The 22,758-nt window shown below is 40.2% G+C and carries 17 protein-coding genes and 1 pseudogene; 7 read left to right on the top strand and 11 right to left on the bottom strand.

Annotated elements, in window-relative coordinates:
• Positions 1-138: 138 nt before the first annotated feature.
• The 9 genes and pseudogenes from der to ndk form a co-directional block, all read right to left on the bottom strand.
• The gene (der, locus tag FLM54_RS16265) at positions 139-1,608 is read right to left on the bottom strand and encodes a ribosome biogenesis GTPase Der (RefSeq protein WP_010389444.1); all 1,470 of its coding nucleotides are present in this window, start codon (positions 1,606-1,608) and stop codon (positions 139-141) included.
• Between the two features lie 93 nt (positions 1,609-1,701).
• Positions 1,702-2,880, bottom strand: a complete 1,179-nt coding sequence (gene bamB / locus FLM54_RS16260; protein ID WP_178956961.1) for an outer membrane protein assembly factor BamB — start codon at positions 2,878-2,880, stop codon at positions 1,702-1,704.
• A 10-nt stretch (positions 2,881-2,890) separates the two neighbouring features.
• Complete coding sequence (locus FLM54_RS16255) at positions 2,891-3,511, bottom strand: YfgM family protein (RefSeq protein WP_138605797.1); 621 nt, start codon at positions 3,509-3,511, stop codon at positions 2,891-2,893.
• A gap of 44 nt (positions 3,512-3,555) precedes the next feature.
• Positions 3,556-4,836 (bottom strand): histidine--tRNA ligase, encoded by a 1,281-nt coding sequence (hisS, locus tag FLM54_RS16250; RefSeq protein WP_178956960.1) that lies wholly within the window; start codon positions 4,834-4,836, stop codon positions 3,556-3,558.
• Positions 4,837-5,023: 187 nt separating this feature from the next.
• Complete coding sequence (gene ispG / locus FLM54_RS16245; protein WP_008111348.1) at positions 5,024-6,142, bottom strand: flavodoxin-dependent (E)-4-hydroxy-3-methylbut-2-enyl-diphosphate synthase; 1,119 nt, start codon at positions 6,140-6,142, stop codon at positions 5,024-5,026.
• Between the two features lie 5 nt (positions 6,143-6,147).
• Positions 6,148-7,029: a RodZ domain-containing protein gene (locus tag FLM54_RS16240; protein ID WP_178956959.1), complete on the bottom strand. Its 882-nt coding sequence runs from the start codon at positions 7,027-7,029 to the stop codon at positions 6,148-6,150.
• Positions 7,030-7,401: 372 nt separating this feature from the next.
• Positions 7,402-8,301: pseudogene (gene pilW / locus FLM54_RS16235) on the bottom strand (type IV pilus biogenesis/stability protein PilW); the annotation flags it as partial.
• 113 nt (positions 8,302-8,414) lie between these two features.
• On the bottom strand, positions 8,415-9,545 hold the full coding sequence (locus FLM54_RS16230; protein WP_010389431.1) for a bifunctional tRNA (adenosine(37)-C2)-methyltransferase TrmG/ribosomal RNA large subunit methyltransferase RlmN: 1,131 nt from the start codon (positions 9,543-9,545) through the stop codon (positions 8,415-8,417).
• A 183-nt stretch (positions 9,546-9,728) separates the two neighbouring features.
• Entirely contained in the window at positions 9,729-10,160 is a 432-nt protein-coding gene (gene ndk, locus FLM54_RS16225; protein ID WP_008111339.1) for a nucleoside-diphosphate kinase, read from the bottom strand.
• Between the two features lie 271 nt (positions 10,161-10,431).
• On the opposite strand from ndk, the gene FLM54_RS16220 reads away from it, so the two are divergent.
• The 7 genes from FLM54_RS16220 (at position 10,432) to FLM54_RS16190 (ending at position 19,623) form a co-directional block, all read left to right on the top strand.
• Complete coding sequence (locus FLM54_RS16220) at positions 10,432-11,757, top strand: PAS domain-containing methyl-accepting chemotaxis protein (RefSeq protein ID WP_178956957.1); 1,326 nt, start codon at positions 10,432-10,434, stop codon at positions 11,755-11,757.
• A gap of 154 nt (positions 11,758-11,911) precedes the next feature.
• Entirely contained in the window at positions 11,912-13,300 is a 1,389-nt protein-coding gene (gene yegQ / locus FLM54_RS16215; RefSeq protein WP_178956956.1) for a tRNA 5-hydroxyuridine modification protein YegQ, read from the top strand.
• Between the two features lie 14 nt (positions 13,301-13,314).
• A complete protein-coding gene (locus FLM54_RS16210) occupies positions 13,315-13,560 on the top strand; it encodes a YfhL family 4Fe-4S dicluster ferredoxin (protein ID WP_178956955.1) in 246 nt (81 codons plus the stop codon).
• A gap of 281 nt (positions 13,561-13,841) precedes the next feature.
• On the top strand, positions 13,842-14,561 hold the full coding sequence (locus FLM54_RS16205) for an SIR2 family NAD-dependent protein deacylase (protein ID WP_178956954.1): 720 nt from the start codon (positions 13,842-13,844) through the stop codon (positions 14,559-14,561).
• A gap of 154 nt (positions 14,562-14,715) precedes the next feature.
• Complete coding sequence (locus FLM54_RS16200; protein ID WP_178956953.1) at positions 14,716-15,531, top strand: TlpA disulfide reductase family protein; 816 nt, start codon at positions 14,716-14,718, stop codon at positions 15,529-15,531.
• Between the two features lie 254 nt (positions 15,532-15,785).
• Positions 15,786-18,713 (top strand): TonB-dependent receptor, encoded by a 2,928-nt coding sequence (locus FLM54_RS16195; RefSeq protein WP_178956952.1) that lies wholly within the window; start codon positions 15,786-15,788, stop codon positions 18,711-18,713.
• Positions 18,714-18,825: 112 nt separating this feature from the next.
• The gene (locus FLM54_RS16190; RefSeq protein ID WP_138605817.1) at positions 18,826-19,623 is read left to right on the top strand and encodes a response regulator; all 798 of its coding nucleotides are present in this window, start codon (positions 18,826-18,828) and stop codon (positions 19,621-19,623) included.
• 37 nt (positions 19,624-19,660) lie between these two features.
• Here the strand turns inward: FLM54_RS16190 and FLM54_RS16185 are convergent, their stop codons facing one another.
• Complete coding sequence (locus FLM54_RS16185; RefSeq protein ID WP_178956951.1) at positions 19,661-21,748, bottom strand: bifunctional diguanylate cyclase/phosphodiesterase; 2,088 nt, start codon at positions 21,746-21,748, stop codon at positions 19,661-19,663.
• A 183-nt stretch (positions 21,749-21,931) separates the two neighbouring features.
• Positions 21,932-22,612, bottom strand: coding sequence for an SDR family oxidoreductase (locus FLM54_RS16180; protein WP_138605821.1), 681 nt, complete (start codon positions 22,610-22,612; stop codon positions 21,932-21,934).
• Positions 22,613-22,758: the final 146 nt, after the last annotated feature.

The following is a 22,758-nucleotide window of genomic DNA, read 5'->3' as shown; positions in this document are numbered from 1 at the left end:
ATCGAGATGGTTTTATTACCTCAAAATAGCTCACGTAATTAAGCGAATTAGCGTAATTAACATGACTTAATTTTGAATCATAAAAAAATGGCGTACTATAAAGTACGCCATTTTATGAAACTGACTCAATTAAAGCTGTTATGATTTATTGCGGTTTTCTTTACTAAACGCGCGAATTTTACGTTTTTGCGACAGGGTTACTTTATTAGTACGCCCTGCAAATGGGTTATCGCCTTCTCTAAATTCAATTTTGATTGGCGTACCCATAATTTTAAGTGCTTTACGGTAGTAGTTCATTAAGTAGCGTTTGTAGCTATCAGGTAGGTCATGTACTTGGTTACCATGAATAACAATACGTGGCGGGTTGTAGCCCCCAGCATGCGCATACTTAAGCTTAACACGACGTCCACGAACAAGTGGCGGCTGGTGGTCGGCCTGTGCCATGTCCATAATACGACGTAGCATAGCAGTACTAATTCGCTTAGTTGCCGACTCATATGCTTCGTCAACTGATTCAAATAAATGGCCAACACCGGTACCATGCAGAGCAGAGATAAAGTGTAGGCGGGCAAAATCAATAAAGCCTAAACGACGATCAAGCTCAGTCTTAATACGGTCTTTAACGTAGTTATCTAGGCCATCCCACTTGTTCACGGCAATAACCAATGAGCGTCCTGAGTTAAGGGCAAAACCTAACAGGCTTAAGTCTTGATCAGAGATACCATCGCGGGCATCAACCACTAGTAACACGACGTTACAATCTTCGATTGCTTGTAATGTTTTAATGACTGAGAATTTCTCAACCACGTCACTTACTTTTTTACGTTTACGCACACCGGCGGTATCGATAAGAATATATTCTTTGTCGTTACGGGTCATCGGAATGTAAATTGAGTCACGGGTTGTACCTGGCATATCGTATACAATAACCCGGTCTTCACCTAGTATGCGGTTAGTAAGGGTTGACTTACCAACATTTGGACGACCAATAATTGCCAGCTTTACCGGCTTATCGGCAAACGCTTGGTGATCGGTGTCATCTTCTTCACCTTCTTGATATAAGTCGATAAGTTCTTCATCGTCATCGGCTACATCTTCATCAAGAGCAGCAAGTTCAGCAATAACAGGCTGAAGAGTTTGCTCAAGCAGTAAAGTAATACCACGGCCATGTGCGGCAGCGATATGATGAACTTCACCAAGTGAAAGTTGATAAAACTCAGCACAGTTTGAGTCGGCATCAATGCCGTCTGTTTTATTGGCAACAACAAAACATTTCTTCTCTTGCTTACGTAAGTGATTAGCAATAGCTTGATCAGCCACTGTCATACCTACGCGAGCATCAACTAAAAATAAAACAATATCCGCTTCTTCAATGGCTAGTAATGACTGATCAGCCATTTCGGTTTCGATACCTTCTTCTGAGCCATCAATACCGCCCGTATCTACCACGATAAATTCAAAGCCATCGTAATTTGCTTGGCCATATTTTCTATCACGCGTTAAGCCAGGAAAGTCGGCAACGAGTGCATCACGAGTACGTGTTAAACGGTTAAATAATGTGGATTTGCCCACATTGGGTCGCCCTACAAGAGCGATCACGGGAAGCATAAACTACCTCTTTAAAAAACAACAAAAGGCTTCGCAGTGCGAAGCCTTACAAAAAATAATTAACTATTAGTGCCTTACACTAATAGTAGACAGTTAGTTCGGTATTTTTACCGCGCTAACTTCACCATCGCGGGTGTATAAAATCAATTTATCGTCAGCGACAACAGGCTCAACAAAAAAACCTGATCTGTCAAAGTCTTCACGAGATACTAGCTCGCCAGTGTCTTTATTTAACCAATGCAAATTGCCTTCTTGGTCACCTAACGCTAAATAATTACCGGCAACCGCTGGGCCTGTTAAGTACCAGCCACGTAGAGCGGGTTGGCTCCAACGTTCAATGCCCGAATCTTTATCAAGTGCATAAACAACGCCGTTACTATCAACAACGTAAATTGTTTGCAAATCCATGCTAATTTCACGGTAGCTGCTGTATTCACGTTTCCATACAACATTACCTGAACGAATATCTACTGCTGATAAGTTACCATTGTAAGCAATAGCATAAGCAAATGGACCGCTAATGATTGGCTGCGTGTCTACATCAACTAAACGTTCAAACTCTGATGCGCCTTTTGGCACTGCAATTTCTGCACTCCATGCCGAGTAGCCACTCTCAGAAATTAAAACACTTAACTTACCAGTTTCTAAGCCTAGTAACACACCACCGTTAGCCACAGTAGGTGAGCTTTGACCGCGTAAAGTTAGCGGTGGCACTTCTTGCTCAAAGCTCCAGCGTTCTTCACCAGTATCTGGGTGAAGCGCAAGTAACTTACCTGAGGCTAAATTGACAAAGATTAAGCCATCGCCTGCAGCGGGTTTAGAGAGTGATTCGCCAGGTACTTTTTTACGCCAAACTTCTTTACCAGTCTCACGGTCAAGTGCAATTACATAACCATGTTCAGAGCCTAAATAGATTTTACCATAAGCTTGTAATATTCCGCCTGATAATTTTGCACTATCGTTATCGCTCCAAGGCCAAAACGATAAATCTTGGCGAACGTCGGTTTCCCATTGGGTATCGCCATTGGCAAGTGATAAGGCTTCTACTTGGCCTTCACGGCTAGCAACATACACTGTCTCTTTATAAACAGCAGGTGATAGGCGTGAAAAGTAATGCTCTACACCGTTACCAATAGATTCTTGCCATACCACATCAGTTTCAAACTGATTGGCTATTTCTGGAAGCACCAGTTCTTCTTCGTCATCACTTGAAGAACACCCCATTAGGGTTGCCATACATAGGGCAAGCGTTGCTGTTGTTATTTTTCTCATGCCTAAAACCTTATGCCGCTGGGCTAGTTACTGCTAGGTCATCTAACTTAATTTGTAAAAGAGGATTACTCGTTAATCCGCCGGCATCAACAGCAGCTTGGTAGGCTACGCGTGCTTGTTCTTTATTGCCTTGCTGAGTGTAAATGTCACCTTTTAATTCAGCCACATTTGCGTTAAATGCTTCAGGAAGAGGAGCATTTAACGTACTTAATGCATCATCGTATTGCTGCTGAGCAATTTGCACACGCGCTAAACGTGTTGTTGCAATGGCTTTAAGCTCTGCGTTATCAACGTTAGTTACGATCCAGCTTAACTTTTCATTTGCTACATCTAAGTTTTGGGCATCTACTGCTTCTTTTGCAGCAACAAATGCCGCTAGAGTTGCGTACTGAGTGTCTTTGTTTTCAGTGATAAATGCATCAGCAGATGCTAATACGCTGTCGCTTTCAACAAGCTTAGTGTATGCATCAGATGCTTGCTCTGCAGTCGTTATTTGATTTTGGTTGTATGCTTTCCAGCCATATAAACCACCTAAACCAACAATAACGCCTAACGCTAGTGAAAGGCCGTTTTCACGAAAAAAGCGTTTAATTGCTTCTGCTTGTTGTTCTTCTGTTGAATAAATTTCCATGCTTACCTCTGTTAAAGCGCTTCACTACTTACGCTTTATATAATTTAGCTATTAATTAGTTCTGCAAGTAACGTTTTAGCTTGTTCTAGTTCTAGTGTGACTTGTTCCTTACGCTCACGTAAGTATTTAATAGTCACAACGCCTTGCTCTAATTCATCTTCACCGATAATAATTGCGACGAGCGCATCGCTTTTATCAGCACGTTTGAGTTGTTTTTTAAAGTTACCAGCGCCAGCGTGCACCATAACCCGTAATCCAGGTACATCACGACGTAAGGTAGATGCAATTATAGGCGCTTGAATACTGGCTTTGTCGCCCATAGCTGCTAAATATACATCAGCACTACGGCGTATGTCACCTACACATTCAAGTGCTTGAAGTAGTAAAACCAAGCGCTCTAAACCCATCGCGAAACCTACCGCAGGGGTTGATTTACCGCCTAATTGCTCTACTAAGCCATCATAACGACCACCAGCACATACAGTACCTTGTGCACCTAAGCTGTCGGTTACCCATTCAAATACAGTGCGGTTGTAATAATCTAAGCCACGTACCAGCTTTTCATTAACCGTGTATTTGACGCCTGCGGCATCTAATCGTTCACATAAATTTTCAAAATGTTCTTTTGATTCAGCATCTAAATGTTCAGATAGCTTTGGTGCATCGACTAAGATTGCCTGAATATCTGGATTTTTAGTATCCAAAACGCGCAGTGGGTTAGAGTACATACGACGCTTAGAATCTTCATCTAGTACATCGGTATGTTGTTCTAAAAAGGCGATTAAGGCATCGCGGTACTCTGCACGTGCTTCGTTTGAACCTAATGAATTAAGTTCTAAACGCACATGGTCAGTAATGCCAAATGCTTCCCAAAGTTGCGCCGTGAGTAAAATAACTTCGGCGTCAATATCGGCGCTGGCAATACCAAAAGTCTCTAAACCAAACTGATGAAATTGACGGTAGCGACCTTTTTGTGGGCGTTCATGGCGAAACATAGGGCCCATGTACCAAAGGCGTTGTTCTTGATTGTATAACAGGCCATTTTCGTTACCTGCACGGACACACACTGCAGTCCCTTCTGGGCGCAGAGTTAAATTGTCGCCGTTACGATCGGCAAAGGTGTACATTTCTTTTTCTACTATATCGGTTACTTCACCAATAGAGCGTTTAAATAGGTCGGTTGATTCTACAATTGGAAAACGAATTTCTTGATAACCAAACGATGATACGGTCTCGCGTAAAATGTGTTCTACTTTCTGCCAAACTTGCGTATCGCCTGGCAGGCAATCGTTCATACCGCGAACTGCCTGAATTTGTTTTGCCACTGATAAATCCTAAATCTGTTTATGTGCAGCTCTGGGCTGCAACCACGTAAAACTAAAAAATCGACCCTGCATTATAACCCTAACTATAAGGTAATTGCGAGCGCAGCGGGGCGTACGTAATTTATACTACGTTGTGAATGCTGCGACTAAAAAAGGTCATTTGAATACATAGTGTTGTAACAACACATCACTCTACGATTTTTATGTCAATTGGAGTTTGCTGTTGCTTCTGTTCAATGAAATCGCGTACATAGCCTTCAAGTTGATCAACAATATTATTGTTATCAATACGGGCTTTTTGGCGTTCGCCATTAATGTATAAACCTGAGCGACGGTTTGCGCCGGCAAGGCCAATATCACTCACTAATGCTTCGCCTGGTCCGTTAACCACACAGCCAATGACTGACACTGAAACTGGCTCAATAATATCTTCTAAGCGCTCTTCAAGTTGATTCATGGTGCTTACTACATCAAACTCTTGGCGCGAACAGCTAGGGCAAGCAATAAAATTAATGCCGCGAGAGCGAATACGCAATGATTTTAATATATCAAAGCCTACTTTTATTTCTTGAACTGGGTCTGCCGCTAGTGATACACGCAGCGTGTCACCAATACCTTCAGCTAATAACATGCCTAAACCGACGGCCGATTTAACTGAGCCAGAGCGCATGCCGCCTGCTTCAGTAATGCCTAAATGCAGTGGCTGGTCGATTTCTTTTGCAAGTAGACGATACGCGCCAACCGCTAAAAATACGTCTGATGCTTTCACTGAAATTTTAAATTGGTCAAAGTCTAAGCGACGTAATATATCTACATGACGCATAGCAGATTCAAGTAGAGCTTCAGGTGTTGGCTCGCCGTATTTTTCTTGTAGGTCGCGCTCAAGTGAGCCGCCATTTACGCCAATACGAATTGGAATGTTATGCTCACGGGCCGAATCAACAACGGCTCTAATACGTTCTTCACTGCCAATGTTTCCTGGGTTAATACGTAAACAATCAACACCATACTTTGCTACTTTTAATGCAATGCGGTAGTCAAAGTGAATATCAGCAACCAGCGGTATCGATACCTGCTCTTTAATGCTTTTAAATGCTTCAGCTGCATCCATGGTAGGAACAGATACACGTACTATGTCAGCACCGGCATCTTGAATCGCTTGAATTTGAGCTACAGTGGCATCAATGTCCATTGTGTCTGTGTTGGTCATTGACTGCACAGCAATTGGTGCACCATCACCAATTGGAACATTACCCACATTAATGCGGGTGGATTTTCTGCGTTTGATAGGAGATTCTGAAAACATAGCGACTACTCTGCTAAGGGTAATTTAAATTTAGCTAAACGGTTTTTAGGAAAAGCCGAAATATCAACTGGCTCACCATTTAGGGTAATACGAACAACATCGTGCTTGCCTAGTACCACTGAAAAAGGCGCTACACCAGTTAAGGTCATTTCGTAGCCTGCTTTTTTTACACCAAATGCAATTTTCTCATCGTTGGCATCGTGGATTTCAACCCAGCTTTCGTCATTAAACATCATAATAATGGTGCTTAAATCACTGCTTGTTGGTTCACTTTGGCTTTGTGCATCGTTAAGGGGCGCAGCCTGAATTGTTTGTTGTTCATTGATTACGGCTGGGTTTGCTTGTGGTGCAGGCTCAATATCATTCGATTGTGCTTCATCGACAGCTTCATTGGCCTCATCAGCGAGTCGTTTTGTATTTTCTTGTTGCACAGTGATGAATGAGTTACTCGCTTTTATAGTATTAGTTTGTTCATCAATAGGCGTTGCATTTTGCCACCACCATACGGCTGATGAGCCAATAACAATGGCTAAAATTAAGTAACTTACCGTCATTAGTCGACTGTCATGCGCTTCTTTTTCTGTACGCCTTGAAAAGCTTTGCATATCTACAGGCTTATCTGAAGCACTAAAGGCAGGCAGCATCGCTAAAATAGCGCTGCTATCTATGTTTAGTGTGCGGCAATAATTTTTTATGTAGCCTTTAACAAATGTTTTTGCGCCTAGTAAATGATATTCATCGTTTTCAATATGCTGAACTTGTAATTCAGTTAACTTTAATAACGAGGCAATATTAGCAAGGCTAATGTTTGCATTTTCTCTATGTGTTTTTAGTATTTGACCTACAGAGGGTTCATCGCTCTGCGGTTGTGTATTATCTTCATTCATAATGTGTATCAGTTTGGATCCACTAGTAAAAGTTTAAATTTTGGCTTAACAACCAGAGTAAGACTTCGTTTTTATTTTTTAGTATTCGTTAATTCTTGTTGCTAAGGCGCACTATAAAAAGGCACTACATTTAATATTTTAAAAACTATACCGTGTTTTGATAAAGTTTATGTGTTTTTAAGTCCTTTAATACACCTTATTTGTAGCAGTTTAGCATTGTATCACACTGAAATGCTAAATTGCTTTCCCCTAAAACAAGCATTTGCACATCACCCTTTGTGCTTTATTTTAGTTTACAGTTAAAAGGAGTGTAATTATCTAGCGTATTTTTTTTATTTGCTCATCTGACGCTTTGTTATTTAAAGCCGGTACTGGGCTTTTTTTACGAATAATTTTTATTTTCGGCTCAGCAATAATTTGGTTGTTATTACTACTTTCTTGTAATTCATCTAGCTGGGCTTGGCGATATTTTTCACGTAGTACTTCAAATTCTGTTCGTCTTAACTGATTATCGCGAATGGCGTTAGCTTGCATACTACTTGGGTAGGTTTGTAGTAAGGTTGTCGCAATTTTTTCTGCTTCTTCAATTTTCCCCATTCGTTGTTTAACCAAATAGCCAAGCAACAAAGCGCGAGAAGAAACTTGCGCGGTATCGTCATAACGTTTTATTAAGTTACTGGCTTTGTACAAGTCGCTTTTTGCATAATATAGAGCCGCTAAACTTATTAATGTAGATGCGCGTTGTGAGCTATGGTTTAGTGCTTGTTGAAAATAGCTCTCGGCGTTTGTGAAATCGTTAAATTCAATAGCGCACAGGGCCAAATTTTCATAGCTTTGCGCTACACGAATATAACTGGGTATTTCAATCGCTTTTAAAAACTGATCGGTGGCGCGATCATACTCATTAATACTGCACAAAAACGTGCCGTAGTTGTTTAAGGTGTTAGGGTCGTTTGGCTTGATAGCCAGTGCTTTTTGATAGGCTTTGTCGGCTAATCCGTTCTCGCCAACTTGTTGGTAATAGTATGCTAAAGAGTAGTGTACTTCGGGTAAGTTTGGAGCGTACTCGTTGGCACGTTCTAGGTTATATTTAGCTTGAGAGTTATTGCCTGTATTTAAATACTGTAATGCCAATGCTATGCGCGTGCGAGCTGCACCATCGTTATTAATTTTATTCTCGAGGACTGGTTTATCGCTGCCGTTGTAACTATTTTCGGTAACACAACCGCTTATAAACAGTGTTGATAGTGCTAACGTAAGTAAAGATCGCATTACTTTGTCTCTTTATTTATATCCATAACCTCTATCTTACCTCAAAGCCTTTGTGTTGCATCATTTATTTAAAAATAAACGATATATCACAAAGGCTCTTGATTACTCAAAAATTAGGCTTGATGAATATTCACTGCAATTGCATTGTCATCACGCATTTTCTTTTTCGCCATACGCTTCGTACGGTCTACAACATCGCCAGCTAACTGGCCGCAGGCAGCGTCAATGTCATCTCCTCGGGTACGACGAACAATACAGGTAATACCCGCAGCTTGTAATACTTTAGAGAAACGATCAATTCGACTGTTGCTTGAACGAGTATATTCATTACCTGGGAATGGATTAAATGGAATAAGGTTAACCTTAGAGGGTGTTCCTTTTAACGTTTTAACCAGTTCATGAGCTTGATCAGTACTATCGTTAACGCCGTTAAGCATTACATATTCAATAGTCACATCTTTGTTGGCTTTTGAACCGTCAATGTAACGACGACACGCAGCTAAAAACTCTTCAATTGGGTATTTTTTATTGATCGGTACTAAAATGTCACGCAGGGCGTTATCTGGCGCATGCAGTGAAATTGCCAGTGCTACGTCTATTTTTTCTTTCAATAAATCAAGGGCAGGTACCACACCTGAGGTGCTTAATGTAACGCGGCGTTTAGATAAACCAAAGCCCCAGTCGTCCATCATTAATTCCATTGCAGGTACCACGTTTTTAACGTTAAGTAACGGCTCGCCCATACCCATCATCACTACGTTAGTGACAGGACGTTTTTCGCTGTTGCCATCTAGGCCAATATCTTTGGCTACTCGCCATACTTGGCCGATAATTTCAGACACTTTTAAGTTACGGTTAAAGCCTTGTTGAGCCGTTGAGCAAAAAGTACATTCTAGTGCACAGCCCACTTGAGAAGATACACACAAGGTGGCGCGATCTTTTTCTGGGATCCAAACTGCTTCAACTTCTTGACCGCCTTCTAACACGAGTGCGTATTTGATGGTACCGTCGCTGGCTTGTTGGCGAACTGATATTTCTGGTGCAACAATTTCGCATTCATTTTTAAGCTTTTCTTTTAGCTTTTTGTTTACGTTACTCATTTCGTCGAAATTATCTACGCCAAAATGATAAATCCATTTCATCACCTGATCGCCACGGAATGGCTTTTCACCGAATGATACAAATAGCTCTCGCATTGCATCTCGGTTTAAATCTAATAAGTTAATCTTTTTTTGCTCGGTCATGTAACAACCTCAATCGGTGGCGGTGATGGTAAAAATTTACAAGGACGAATTGTACACAATTCATCCACTATAATCATTAAGTAAAACATCATAAATAAACGGCTAATACTTTACGTAATGACTAAAAAAGGGCTCGAAAGCCCTTTTCATACTTTGCATCACAGGGTTAGCTGTGAACTCGAATTAACGAGTACGTGGGCAAAGTTCTTCGTCAGCGAAGAAGTACGCGATTTCGCGAGCAGCAGATTCAACAGCGTCAGAACCGTGAACCGCATTTTCGTCGATGCTATCAGCGTAGTCTGCACGTAAAGTGCCAGCTAGTGCTTCAGCAGGGTTAGTAGCACCCATGATTTCACGGTTTTTAAGAACAGCGTTTTCGCCTTCAAGAACGGTAACCATTACTGGGCCAGAAGTCATGAAAGATACTAAAGCGCCAAAGAAAGGACGTTCGCTGTGTTCAGCGTAGAAACCTTCAGCTTTCTCTTGTGAAAGGTGAACCATTTTAGCTGCAACGATTTTAAGACCCGCAGTTTCGAAACGGTTGTAGATTGCGCCGATGTGGTTTTTAGCAACTGCATCAGGTTTTACGATTGAAAAAGTACGCTCTAAAGCCATCTTTGTGCTCCAATAATTTAAATAAAAGGTTGAATATTAACGGGCGCGAATTATACGCGTTTTAGTTAAAAAAACCTAATTTATTCTACTTTTCCAACTTTTTAAATTTGCTAGCTTGTATTTATGAACTAAAAACAATGTTTTTACATTTATTATATGTTCATAAACTTGAACTATACTTTTTTATCTAAATGGTGTGACTTTTGTTAAATATACACTTTTATATGGATCCAAATGCAGGTCGAGTACATGCAAAAATTAAGGTAAATATATGTTTTTTAACCAATCTTTAAAAAATCAAATTGCTGATTTACAAAGTAAGCTTTCTGTAGGAGAGCAGGTTAAGCAAAGTTTAGATAGTGAGATGTTGGTATTGGAGCTTGATAAGCAAGGTGCAATATTAAGACAAAATAAAAACTTTGAACGGGAATTTAATTACTCAAATAGCCAAATACTCAATAAAAAGATTTTAGATTTTATTCCAGAAAACGCTAGAAATAACGCTGATTTTCATGCCTTTAAAAAAGCGTTAAGTAAAGCCGAACATTTTGCTGGCGCTATTCAAGTATCCCACCAAAACGGACAACGAGATTGGTTACGCTGTATTTTACACCCGATAAAAAATGAGCAAGGTCAGCTTGAGTATTTAACCCTGCATTGCACTGTGCTTACACAAATAATTGAAAGCTCGAGAGAAAACGAAGATTTAATCAAAGCATTGCATCGTTCAACAGCGGTTATTGAGTTCGATACTCAGGGTATGGTTCTGCGTGTTAATGACAACTTCTTAAAAAGTATGGGTTATTCAAAGCAAGAAGTTTCAGGTAAGCACCATGGAATGTTTTGTACCGAACAAGAGGCCAGCAGTAAAGAGTACCAAGCCTTTTGGCAGCGCCTGCGAAATGGCGAGTTCATTGCCGGCAGATTTAAACGTATTGATAAGCATGGTAATGAAGTGTGGTTAGAAGCGTCGTATAATCCGATTTTTAATGAAGCAAATGAGCTTTATAAAGTAGTTAAATTTGCTACTGTGATCACAGACCAAGTAGAAAAAGAACTGGCCACAGAACAAGCGGCGAATATTGCGCATGGCACTTCAATTGAAACTGATAATAACGCGGATAAGGGCGCAGAAGTGGTACAAAAAACCGCACAGGTTATGAACGAGCTGTCGGTGCAAATGGAGCAAACAGCCCAAGAAATTTCAGCGTTAGATAAACAATCGCAACTGATAGCGAGCATAGTGCAAAGCATTAGCAGTATTGCTGACCAAACCAACTTACTAGCACTTAATGCAGCTATTGAGGCTGCAAGAGCTGGTGAGCAGGGTCGCGGTTTCGCTGTAGTCGCTGATGAAGTCCGTTTGCTTGCCTCAAGAACCAGTAAAGCTACCGAAGAAATTGTGGATGTTGTACAGCAAAATCAAAACTTAACTCAAGCCACTGTTGCTGTTATAGAGCAAGGTAGAAATAAAGCGCAACAAGGACTCGAACTCTCCAAAGAATCTGGTGTTGTAATGAGTGACATTAAAAAAGGCGCACAACAAGTTGTTGATGCCGTTAGCCAATTTTCTAATCAATTAAGTAGTAAAAAATAACTTAAATTTGCTTCTCTTCATTTTTAACACAGAAGAGAAATTTTGATGATCTCGATCAAAGTTTCTCTTTTGACCACTCATTATACTTGCGCGCTTTATTTCCCTTAACTATTCATGCAACCGGCTTGAACTCGGTTCGATGTATGGAGCGCACATGTCAGCAGTTACTTCTTCAACCCCGTTTATTCCTGAACTACTTTGCCCAGCAGGTAGCTTAAAAAACATGCGTTATGCCTTTGCCTATGGGGCAGACGCTGTTTATGCCGGCCAACCTCGTTACAGTTTAAGGGTTCGCAATAATGAATTTGATTTAGATACTTTACAAATAGGTATTAACGAAGCTCATGCGCTAAATAAAAAGTTTTATGTAGTGTCTAATATTGCCCCACACAATGCGAAAGTGAAATCGTATTTACGTGATATAGAGCCAGTAATTGCTATGAAGCCGGATGCATTGATCATGTCCGATCCTGGCTTAATTATGTTAGTGCGTGAAAAATGGCCTGATATGCCCATTCACCTTTCAGTACAAGCTAATGCAGTAAACTATGCCAGTGTATTGTTTTGGGCAAAACAGGGTATTGAGCGGGTAATTTTATCTCGCGAGTTATCGCTTGAAGAAATAAGTGAAATTCGCTCTTTATGCCCAGAAACAGAGCTAGAAGTATTTGTTCATGGTGCTCTGTGTATGGCCTATTCAGGGCGCTGTTTACTCTCAGGCTATATTAATAAACGCGATCCTAACCAAGGTACATGCACTAATGCGTGTCGTTGGGAATACGATGTTAAACCTGGCACTGAGAACGAAACCGGTGAAATGGTACATAAAATCGATCCTAAAACGGTTATACCTACGTTAGGTGAAGGCGCGCCAAGCAACGATGTTTTTATGCTAGAAGAGCAAGGTCGCCCCGGTGAATATATGCCCGCATTTGAAGACGAGCATGGTACTTATATCATGAACTCAAAAGACTTACGCGCCGTGCAATACGTAGAGCAGCTAACAAAAATGGGGGTGCATAGCTTAAAAATAGAAGGGCGTACTAAGTCATTTTATTATGTTGCGCGTACCGCTCAGGTGTATCGTAAAGCGATTGACGATGCCGTCGCAGGTAAACCATTCGATGCTGATTTATTCAAAACTCTTGAGAACCTAGCGCACCGTGGTTACACCGAAGGATTTTTAAAGCGCCACGCCCACCAAGATTATCAAAATTACGAATACGGCCATTCAGTTTCTACCAAGCAGCAATTTGTAGGTGAGGTACTAGGGCGAAATGCTAATGGTTTGGTTGAAATAGATGTAAAAAATAAGTTTTGTGTTGGCCATTCATTAGAGCTAATGACGCCGAAAGGCAATATTAGTTTTACCCTAGAAAGTATGGAAAATAAAAAAGGCGAAAGCATCACCGATGCCAAAGGTTCAGGCCACATTGTAAAAATTCCACTGCCTGACACTATCGATTTAGAGCACGCGATACTGATGCGAAATTTGGATGAAAACCAAGATACCCGCAATCCTTTCAAACAAGCTGTTTCATAATAGAGAGTTTAATCATGGCTTTACTCATAAACAGCAAGTGCATTAACTGTGACATGTGCGATCCAGAGTGCCCAAATGAAGCCATTTATATGGGCGCTAAAATTTACCAAATAGACCCTGAAAAATGCACCGAATGTGTGGGTCATTACGACAAGCCAACGTGCGTCAGTGTATGCCCCATTGACTGCATAAAGCCCGACCCTAATCATCGGGAAAGTATAGACGAACTGGCTGAAAAGTATGTGAGATTAATGGGTTAGTTGCTTTAAAAAGATTATCTATCTGTTTTTATTAGAAAGCCAAGTGTATTGCGACTAATTAGTTGTTGCTAATTGTTACCATAGTTTCCAGTATGTCAATAATTAAAGAAAGATTTGGAGTGCACTTGAGCGGAACTAAAAATATAAAGAACTTTTTTGGTATCCTAAATTATTTTCAGCTAATCATCGGAGCCTAAATAATTTAATAGCAAAAGAGTAAAAGTCTCAAATTTACAATGTTATAAAGTATTATAAGTTTATTGAATGTAAGAGATTGCTTTATGAATACGTTATACATTACTGGGGCTGGTGTGAGTGCTGCTAGTGGTATTCCTACTTTTCGTGGTGAAGATGGCTTTTGGACCATTGGTAGTAAAAATTATACGCCTATGGAAATGGCCACTCGTGCCATGTATGAAAATAACCCGAGTGAGTTTTTAGCTTGGTATTATCATCGTTTTGCAACTTATCGTCATCATGGTCCTAATGAAGTACATCATTGGCTTAGTGATAAAAACTTAATTACCCAAAATATTGATGGGCTTGATGGTAAGGCGGGTAATAAAAATTTTATTGCGATTCATGGACGGCTTGATCAAATGACGCTGTTTCATCATCAGGGCGATGACGTTACACCACAAACAACTCCTTGGGATAATGTTGATGAGAGCAACTTACATCGCTCTTTACTGGAGCTATTCAATATTGAAAATAACCAGCCTAAGCTTAATCATTCTCTAAAGCCCTTTGTGCTGTTATTTGATGAATATTACACCGTGCTATACCGTATTACTGAGGCGCAGCAGCGAATGATGAATGCCGATAAAATGGTATTTATGGGTACCTCTTTTAGTGTAAACATTACCCAAATGGCACTAGAGATTGCACGTAATTATGCTATTCCAATTGAAATTGTTGACCCTGAACCTACTCATGTACTGCACTCAAATGTAAGTTATAAAAAAATGACTGCATTGGAGTACATACAGCAACAAGGTTAACTAGGTAACTAGGTTATATATTGCTGCTGGTATACATAATTTATTATGCGTTATTAATAATCAGTACAGCTTACATTATGTTATTGTTGGCATTTAATTCACGCTGGTACTCGTTATTTTAGGTACTTAAATACATTATAAGAAGTCGGTAGCAATGTTAAGTATTTCTCTTGGGCCTTTGGTTATTTCCATTTCTCAGTTAATTATTTTTTTAGGTTTAGGCATTTTTTGGGGGCTTACCTATTTATTGACGCGCCAACATCCATTACAAAAAGCAATTTTAGATACGGTTTTTAAAGCAATTGTGGTGGGCTTTTTAGTCTCGCGTTTAGCGTTTGTGTTTACTATGTGGGATGCTTATCAAGGTAATTGGTGGCAGCTTTTTAATATTAGCGACGGTGGCTTTATTGGTTATTATGGCTGGCTAAGCGGTATAGTTATTTTAGCGTTTTATGCGCGTGGTAAAAAAGCGGTAATGAAAAACTACGCTATTGCTGGGTTTGTAGGTTTTTGTTCAATGATTATTCCTAACTTTGCATTGTCTATTTATCAAACGGGTGTGCAATTACCGCAATCGGTTGTGCATAATATGCAAGGGCAGCAAGTTAATTTACAAAACTTTAAAGGTAAGCCTGTGGTTATTAATTTTTGGGCGTCGTGGTGTCCGCCGTGTCGAAAAGAAATGCCAGTGCTACAAGCTGCTCAAAAAAATAACTCAAATATTACGGTGGCGTTTGTCAATCAAGGTGAAGACTTACACACGGTAAAAGCGTTCCTTAATGAACAGCAACTCGACCTTAATCATGTGTTTTTTGACCAAAGCAGTAATGTGAGTCGCGAATCCGGTGCTGCAGGCTTACCAACCACCTTGTTTTATAATAGCCAAGGAGAGTTAGTTACCAGCCATATAGGTGAGCTTTCTCATGCGAGTTTAGGCTATTATATTCAGGCGATTAGCGCTAAAAAATAACGGCGTATTGCTGTTTAATCGCGTCATTCCTTTTTATGCCCTTTTATAAGCAGCTAAATAGCCATTTTGCGGCTTAACTACCTACTTTTATTAGAGTAGGTTACTTATTGAGACAGCATTCATTTATTCGTCAGTTTGCATTAACAAGCTATTAAGCTTGGTTATGTAAAATACAGCTACTTTTTTCGTACCATCTTTCCTTGGTACGCTCACCTTTAAGTATTAACTGTATTTTAAATGGAACTGTTAAAACTATGACCGCTCATCGGATAACTCAAACCTCTGCTCACTCACTTCCACGTTTTGTTAAATCAACGCTGTGTATCTCTATTTTATCTGTGTTTAATCACGCATATGCGGATGAAGCTGAAGATAAAGCATTAAAAAGTAAAGATATGGAAGTAATAGAGGTGCGTGGTATTCGTTCCAGTATGGCGGCTAATTTAGATATAAAACGTTTGTCTAGCTCTGTGGTTGATGCGATTACAGCTGAAGACATTGGTAAGTTTCCTGATAAGAACGTCGCCGACTCATTACAACGTGTACCCGGAGTGGTTATTGACCGTGACGGAGGCGAGGGCTCATCAGTTAGTATTAGGGGGTTATCATCTGAACTCACCTTTTCTCAGTTAAATGGTAATTTTATTGCGTCATCACCAGGAGAGCCATCTCGTTCGTTTGATTATGCATTACTCCCCTCAGCCATGATTGAAAGTGTGGAAGTGTATAAATCGCCAGAGGCACGTTTAGATGAAGGTGGAGTGGGCGGCACGGTATTAATGCATAGTCGTAAACCGCTAAGTATGGATGCAAACTCAGGGGTGATTAATATTGAAAGCACTTATGCCGATGTAACTGAAGAATCAGAGCCCCAAGTAACCGCACTTTATTCTTGGAAGAACGATGCTGATACTTTTGGTGTGTTGTTTGGTTATACCTCACAAACACGCACTAACCGCTCTCTTTCGGGTGGCACCGATGCAAATGTGTGGCGCTTTGCCGGCGATAACCCGGTTGATGTTAATGGCGCACCGATTGAAAATAATAATCAGTGGGGTTCAGTAAGCGATTCTCAAGGCAATAATTATGACAATGTCTGGTTTCCTCAAGTGGTTCGAGGTTCAATTGTAAACGAATTACGTGAGCGAGAAGGGATACAATTTAGCACGCAGTGGCGCCCAACTAGCCGAGTAGAAATTGGTTTTAACTATTTTGGATTTTCACTTGATAAAAATAGAACTGAATCGGTGATTGATATACCTGAGTGGTCTTTAAATCCTGACTTTTTAACCGATGTAAGTTTGGATGAGTCGGGCACGATAGTTAATGGAATGCAATTTGATGCAGCTGCAAGTGGCATAGAAAATGATATGCAATTGCCGTGGATGCGAGGCAGCTATGTGCGTGAAGAGTCAACCTCTGACACTTTTGATCTCAACTTAACCTACGAAGGTGATTACTTCAAAGCCCGTTTTGTGGCGGGTAATACACGTTCTGAAGGTGGCCCGAAAGAGAGTTGGGAAGCAGCTTATAAAAGTTCTAACGCGGGTGAAAATGAAAACCGCATAGAAAATGCCGCTAAAACAGCGGGTTGGAAAATTAATGAGAACGATATTAGTTTAAATATAGATCCAAATACGTTAGCTAACTTACTCAATGGTGTGGGTGGTGGGCGCGATCCGGGTTCGTCAAATTCAAGTTTTGTGCGTAGTGAACTTGAAGAAGATTACTACCAAGCTGATTTTGATATTTATACCGATTGGGGCATTTTAAGAACAATTAAAACAGGGGTTAAGTATCGAGAAGCTTCGCTTCACCGCGAAACCGGTAATACCTTCTTTTTAGATCCTAATTTTGATATTGCCGCAGCAGAAGCCAGTGAGGGTGGGATCACACGCTTTGATAGTTACCAGTGGAATAACGGTATGCCACTAGCACAAGATGTGTTTATCAACGAAGGTAATATTGCGGGTGGTTTTAATATAAATCAAATGCCCGGCATTGATTGGGATAAATACCGCGATATTGTGACCAGTAATTATGTGCCGTATACGCGTAAAGAGGATAATTTCATTTATGATATTGAAGAGCAAATAGCGGCATTTTATCTACAAGGTGATTTTGAATTTGATAGCGTGCGCGGTAATTTAGGGGTACGTGTTGTTCGCACGAAAACCATGACATCATCAACCGATCTGTACACATATTTGCTGGATCATACTGACGATGAAAGCGGGGAGGCGGTAACCGGAGACGATAGATTTGTTGAAGATTATCAACTCATTACTCAAGAGAATACCGATACCCAAATTTTACCTAGCTTTAATATTGCATGGGATGCCAGCGAAGATATTGTTGTGCGCGGCGCTATTGCAAAAGTAATGTCTCGCCCTGATTATGCCGATTTAGGTGCGCAACAACGCATTACGTTTGTCTCAGATGAGTGGGCCGACGACAGAGCTGAATTTAATGAAATTCCGGGTTTTAGTGGCAGTGGCGGTAATAAAAACTTAAAACCGTTCGAGTCGGTGCAAGCTGATTTATCTATTGAATATTATTACAGCGAAGGCTCTGCTGTTGGTTTAGCACTGTTTCATAAAACGGTTGATAATTTTGTTGTTCCCTTAGTTATTGATGTACAGCAAGATTTTGCTGGTAAAGAGGGCATAGTTGATTCGGGAAATATTACTGTATTGCCATATAGCACCGTAGGCAATGGCACTGATGCTGTATCTAAAGGGGCTGAAGTATTTATACAGCATGCCTTTGATAGTGGTTTTGGTTTTTACGCAAACTACACTTTTAACAAAACCAATAAGGCAGATGTAGAAGTAGATGGTAAAGAGTTTGGTAAATCGCCGTTAATTGGCAGTGCTAAGTACCAGTACAATACCTCGATATATTATGAGGGAGATGCTTTTAATATTCGTGCTTCTTATAACAAACGCGGAGAAACCGTGTTGGGTTTAAATAGTGGTTTAAACGTGTATCAAGACCCATACGAGCAAGTTGATGTAAATGCATCAATTACTTTATTAGAGGACTTGAGCCTGACAGCCGCTGTGATTAATTTAACTAAATCTGAGTCGGTAAAGCGCCTAGGTAACGATACAGAGTCTCGGTTATTAAACTCAAGCTATTCGGGAAGACGTTATTATGCGGGCATAAACTACCGTTTTTAAGAGTAGATTAGGGTAAACATGCCCTGTTGTTGCGGTTTTAGCTTTTTCTTGTAAGTTATTACTTTATAATGAGCATTATAAAAATTATTTAATTAATATTAACAGGATTGAAATGAGTGATTTAACGGCAATAGCTAACTTATCTATTTTATTAGTTGAGCCTTCTGAAGTGCAGCAAAAGCTAATAAAAAAATCACTGGCTCAGTGTGGGGTGACACAAATTGAAACGGCCACCACTCAAGAAAATGCGCTGGCTGCTTTATCAAGCTACTCCCCTGATTTAGTGATCAGTAGTATGTATTTTAGTGACGGTACTGCAGACTCTTTATTACAGGCTATACGCAGTAACAGCAACACTGAGCAACAGGCGTTTATGCTAGTGTCGAGCGAGCGTAATAAGCGCCATTTAGAGCAACTTAGGCAATCGGGCGTATTAGCTATTCTACCTAAACCGTTTAATGCCGACGAAATTACCCGTGCGCTTAAAGCGACTCTGGATATTATTAGCGAGCAAGAGGTGGAGCTAGAGCACTTTGATGTCACTTTACTTCGCGTATTGGTGGTTGATGACAGTCGTTTTGCGCGAAAACATATAATACGTGTATTAGCGGGAATGGGTATTCCTGAACCTGTAGAGGCAGAAGACGGTAAACAAGCGATTGAAATGCTTAATAATCAATCTTTTGATTTAATTGTTACAGATTACAATATGCCAGAAATGGATGGTAAAGAATTAACTGAAACCGTTCGAAAGTCGAATACGTACTCACATATTCCAGTTCTGATGGTGAGCTCAGAGGCCAACGATACTCATTTGGCTAATATTGCTCAAGCCGGTGTGGATGCCATTTGTGATAAACCATTTGAACCTGCAACTGTACGCGATCTACTTTTTAAAATTATGAGCTAACTCGCAGCTGTAAAAGCACTTTTTAACTAAAGTGCTTTTAAGTCGCTTTGCAGTAACGCGATGAAAAATTGAGCAGTTTGGCGCCCGGCAAGGGCTTACTTAAATAAAATCCCTGAGCAATATCGCAGTTTAGCTCGTTAAGTAAATCTAGCTGTTCTTTGGTTTCTACCCCCTCCGCAACAACCTTTATTTCTAGGCTGTGTGACATAGCTATGGCTGCTTTTACCAAATTACAGTCTGCTTTATTATCTGTTATCCCAGTGATAAAGCTTCGGTCAATTTTTAGCACATCAAAGGGGTACTCTCTTAAGTAACTTAATGATGAATACCCTGTGCCAAAGTCGTCCATTGACAGTTTTATGCCCAGTTCATCAATTTGTAATAAGGCGTCACGAATTGAGGTTTGACTATTCATCAGTACTCCTTCAGTAATTTCCAGCTCTAAGCATGCATTGCTAATACTGTTTTTATGCAGAGTACGCTTAATTATATTTACTAATTCTGGGTCTCTGAATTGCCGCGGTGATAAATTAATCGCCATGGTATAGTTTTGCTTATTAATTGATTGCCATTCATTTAAAAAGCGAAGGGCTTGTTGCAGTACAAATACACCAATAGGCGCAATCAAGCCTGTTTGCTCTGCAATGGGAATAAACTCATCAGGGGTAATTTCCCCTAACACAATATTATGCCAACGTAGCAAAGCTTCAGCGCCAACGATGGTGTTTGTTTTTACGTCTATTTGCGGTTGGTAATAAAGCTCAAATTCGTTTCGCTCCAGTGCTCCATGCATTTGCTCTTCTATTTCAAAGCGCCGGCGCATTGCAACATTCATTTGCGGGGTGAAAAAAGAGGAGGTATTGCGGCCCATCGCTTTTGCTTGATACATAGCGGTGTCGGCATTACGTAACAATACCGAAGAACATGTGCCATCTTTAGGGGAAATAGCAATACCAATACTTAATGTTAATATTAAGTCTCTGCCTACCAATTTAAAGGGCTTTCTAAATGCTTGAAGCAATCGCTCAGCAATCGCTAAAGCGTCGTTTTCATCGTTTAAACTAGATATTAAAACAATAAATTCATCTCCGCCTAATCGACCAACAGTGTCATTTTGCTTTAGTGTTTGCTGTAATCTATGTGCGGCTTCGATTAATAATTTATCTCCGATTTCGTGACCCAAAGAGTCATTTACCTTTTTAAAATCATCAAGGTCCAAGAAAAATACCGCGGCTTTTTCATGATTTTTTTGTACTTCTATTAATATTTGTGACAAACGATCTAAAGATAAAAAGCGATTAGGCAAATCGGTTAAGCTATCAAAATGAGCCTGATGGCGGATCAATTCTGCTGAGCGGTGTGGTTCGCTAATATCACGGATAATCACCATGATTTGATTTTTTCTGGGCAGTAAGCGCAACCTTGCCTCATAATAAATTACGCCTTCAGGCATGCTTAATTCGTATTCAAATCTAACAATATTGTCTTGTGCTATTGTTTTTTCAATATGAATCTGAAACTTTTTCGCTACCTTTTTGGGCAGTACATCAATCATTTTTTTACCAATAAACTGCTGGGGTGGAATATAAAGATCGTTGTTATTGCCTGCGTGATAGTCTGTAATAGTGCCATCTTGTTCTAGTACAAAAAATAAGTCGGGAATGGCTTCAAAGATAGTCTTCAACATATTGGCATTAAATGTGGCTTCTGCTTGTGCCTTGTGGACTTCTGAAAGGTCAATATCGATACAATACATTTGTTTGGTATTATATTGATTAGTAAACATAACATGGCTTGAAAATACAGCCACATCATTACCCTTTTTATGTTTAAGGGTTAGTTCTGAGGCGGGAATTTCAATATCATGCTTAATCCAATTACTATGCGCTTCAATAACGGGCTCTCGCATTGGTGCGGGTATAATTAAATCTTCGAGTTTTTTGCCAATGGCTTCTTGGTGTGAATACCCATAAAGCAATTCACTGCCTTTATTCCAATAAATTACACGTCGTTGCTCATCATAACCTTGTACTGATACAGAATCGACTGCATCGAATAGTTGGTGCAACGGATCATTAGTAACATATTGATGGGCAGACATATTATTAGCTTTATGAGGAGCCATTAAATGGGTTCCGATTATTGAATTACTTTACTTATATAATAGACATAAAGTTGAGATTTAGCATGGTAAGGGAGGTTTCAATACGTGACTTTTCATCGATTTAGTTGACAGCGATTCTAAAAAAGCAAAATTAAGCACTTTTAGAGAAAAGGCCAATAAGTATTGGCCTTTTGGATTAACTTGTTAGTTGGTGGGCATTAAATAGATTTCGCGTACGCTATTACGCTGATTAGCTTCAATAGCAAATAATACCGCATCGGCCACATCTTGTGGGTCGAGCTTATCGGGTTTTGCTTCATCAAAAAAAGGCGTATTTACCATGCCTGGGGCAATAGTGGTACAGCGACCATGCCATGGTTTCATTTCCTCTGCGAGGTTTTGACCAAAGCCATGAGCAAACCATTTAGTGGCACCATATATAGAGCCATCAATGGGTCTTCTTCCAGCTGCAGAGCTTGTTAAAATAAAATGCCCCTGGTTTTCACGTAAATGAGGCAAAGTGAGTTTTGCGGTCCACAACAACGCTTTAATGTTAAGGTCAACCATGGCTGACCACTCTTGAGGATCGCCGTTTTCTGTGCCAGCTGATGAAACACCCATGCCTGCGTTAGCAAATGCCGCGTCTAATCGGCCAAATTTTTCAACGCCTTTACTCACCACATTTTCAAGTTCATTAAATTCAGTGGCATCGGCTGAAACGCTAAATGCGTTTTCATGGCCTAACTCGTCAACTAGTTTATTAAGTTTATCTTCACTGCGCGCAGTTAATATCACTTTGTGGCCATTATTAACTAATGTTTTAGCGGTCGCCTCGCCAATGCCGCTTGATGCGCCGGTAATTAAAATGACTTTATGTGTTGTCATGGTTTGTCTCCTTATATGGAATACTGCCAAGCTTGAGTACAAAGACCCATTCTAATAAGTGTTTTAGGACTAATTAAATGATAATGATACTGATACTGTTTTAGCGTGCTGCCAAGAGTAATTGATACCCTGACAAAGAGAGTTAT

The sequence above is a fragment of the Pseudoalteromonas sp. Scap25 genome, from assembly GCF_013394125.1.
Classification (GTDB): Bacteria; Pseudomonadota; Gammaproteobacteria; order Enterobacterales; family Alteromonadaceae; genus Pseudoalteromonas.
The sequence above is the reverse complement of the archived record's forward strand: the minus strand, read 5'-3'. Positions and strand labels throughout refer to the sequence as shown.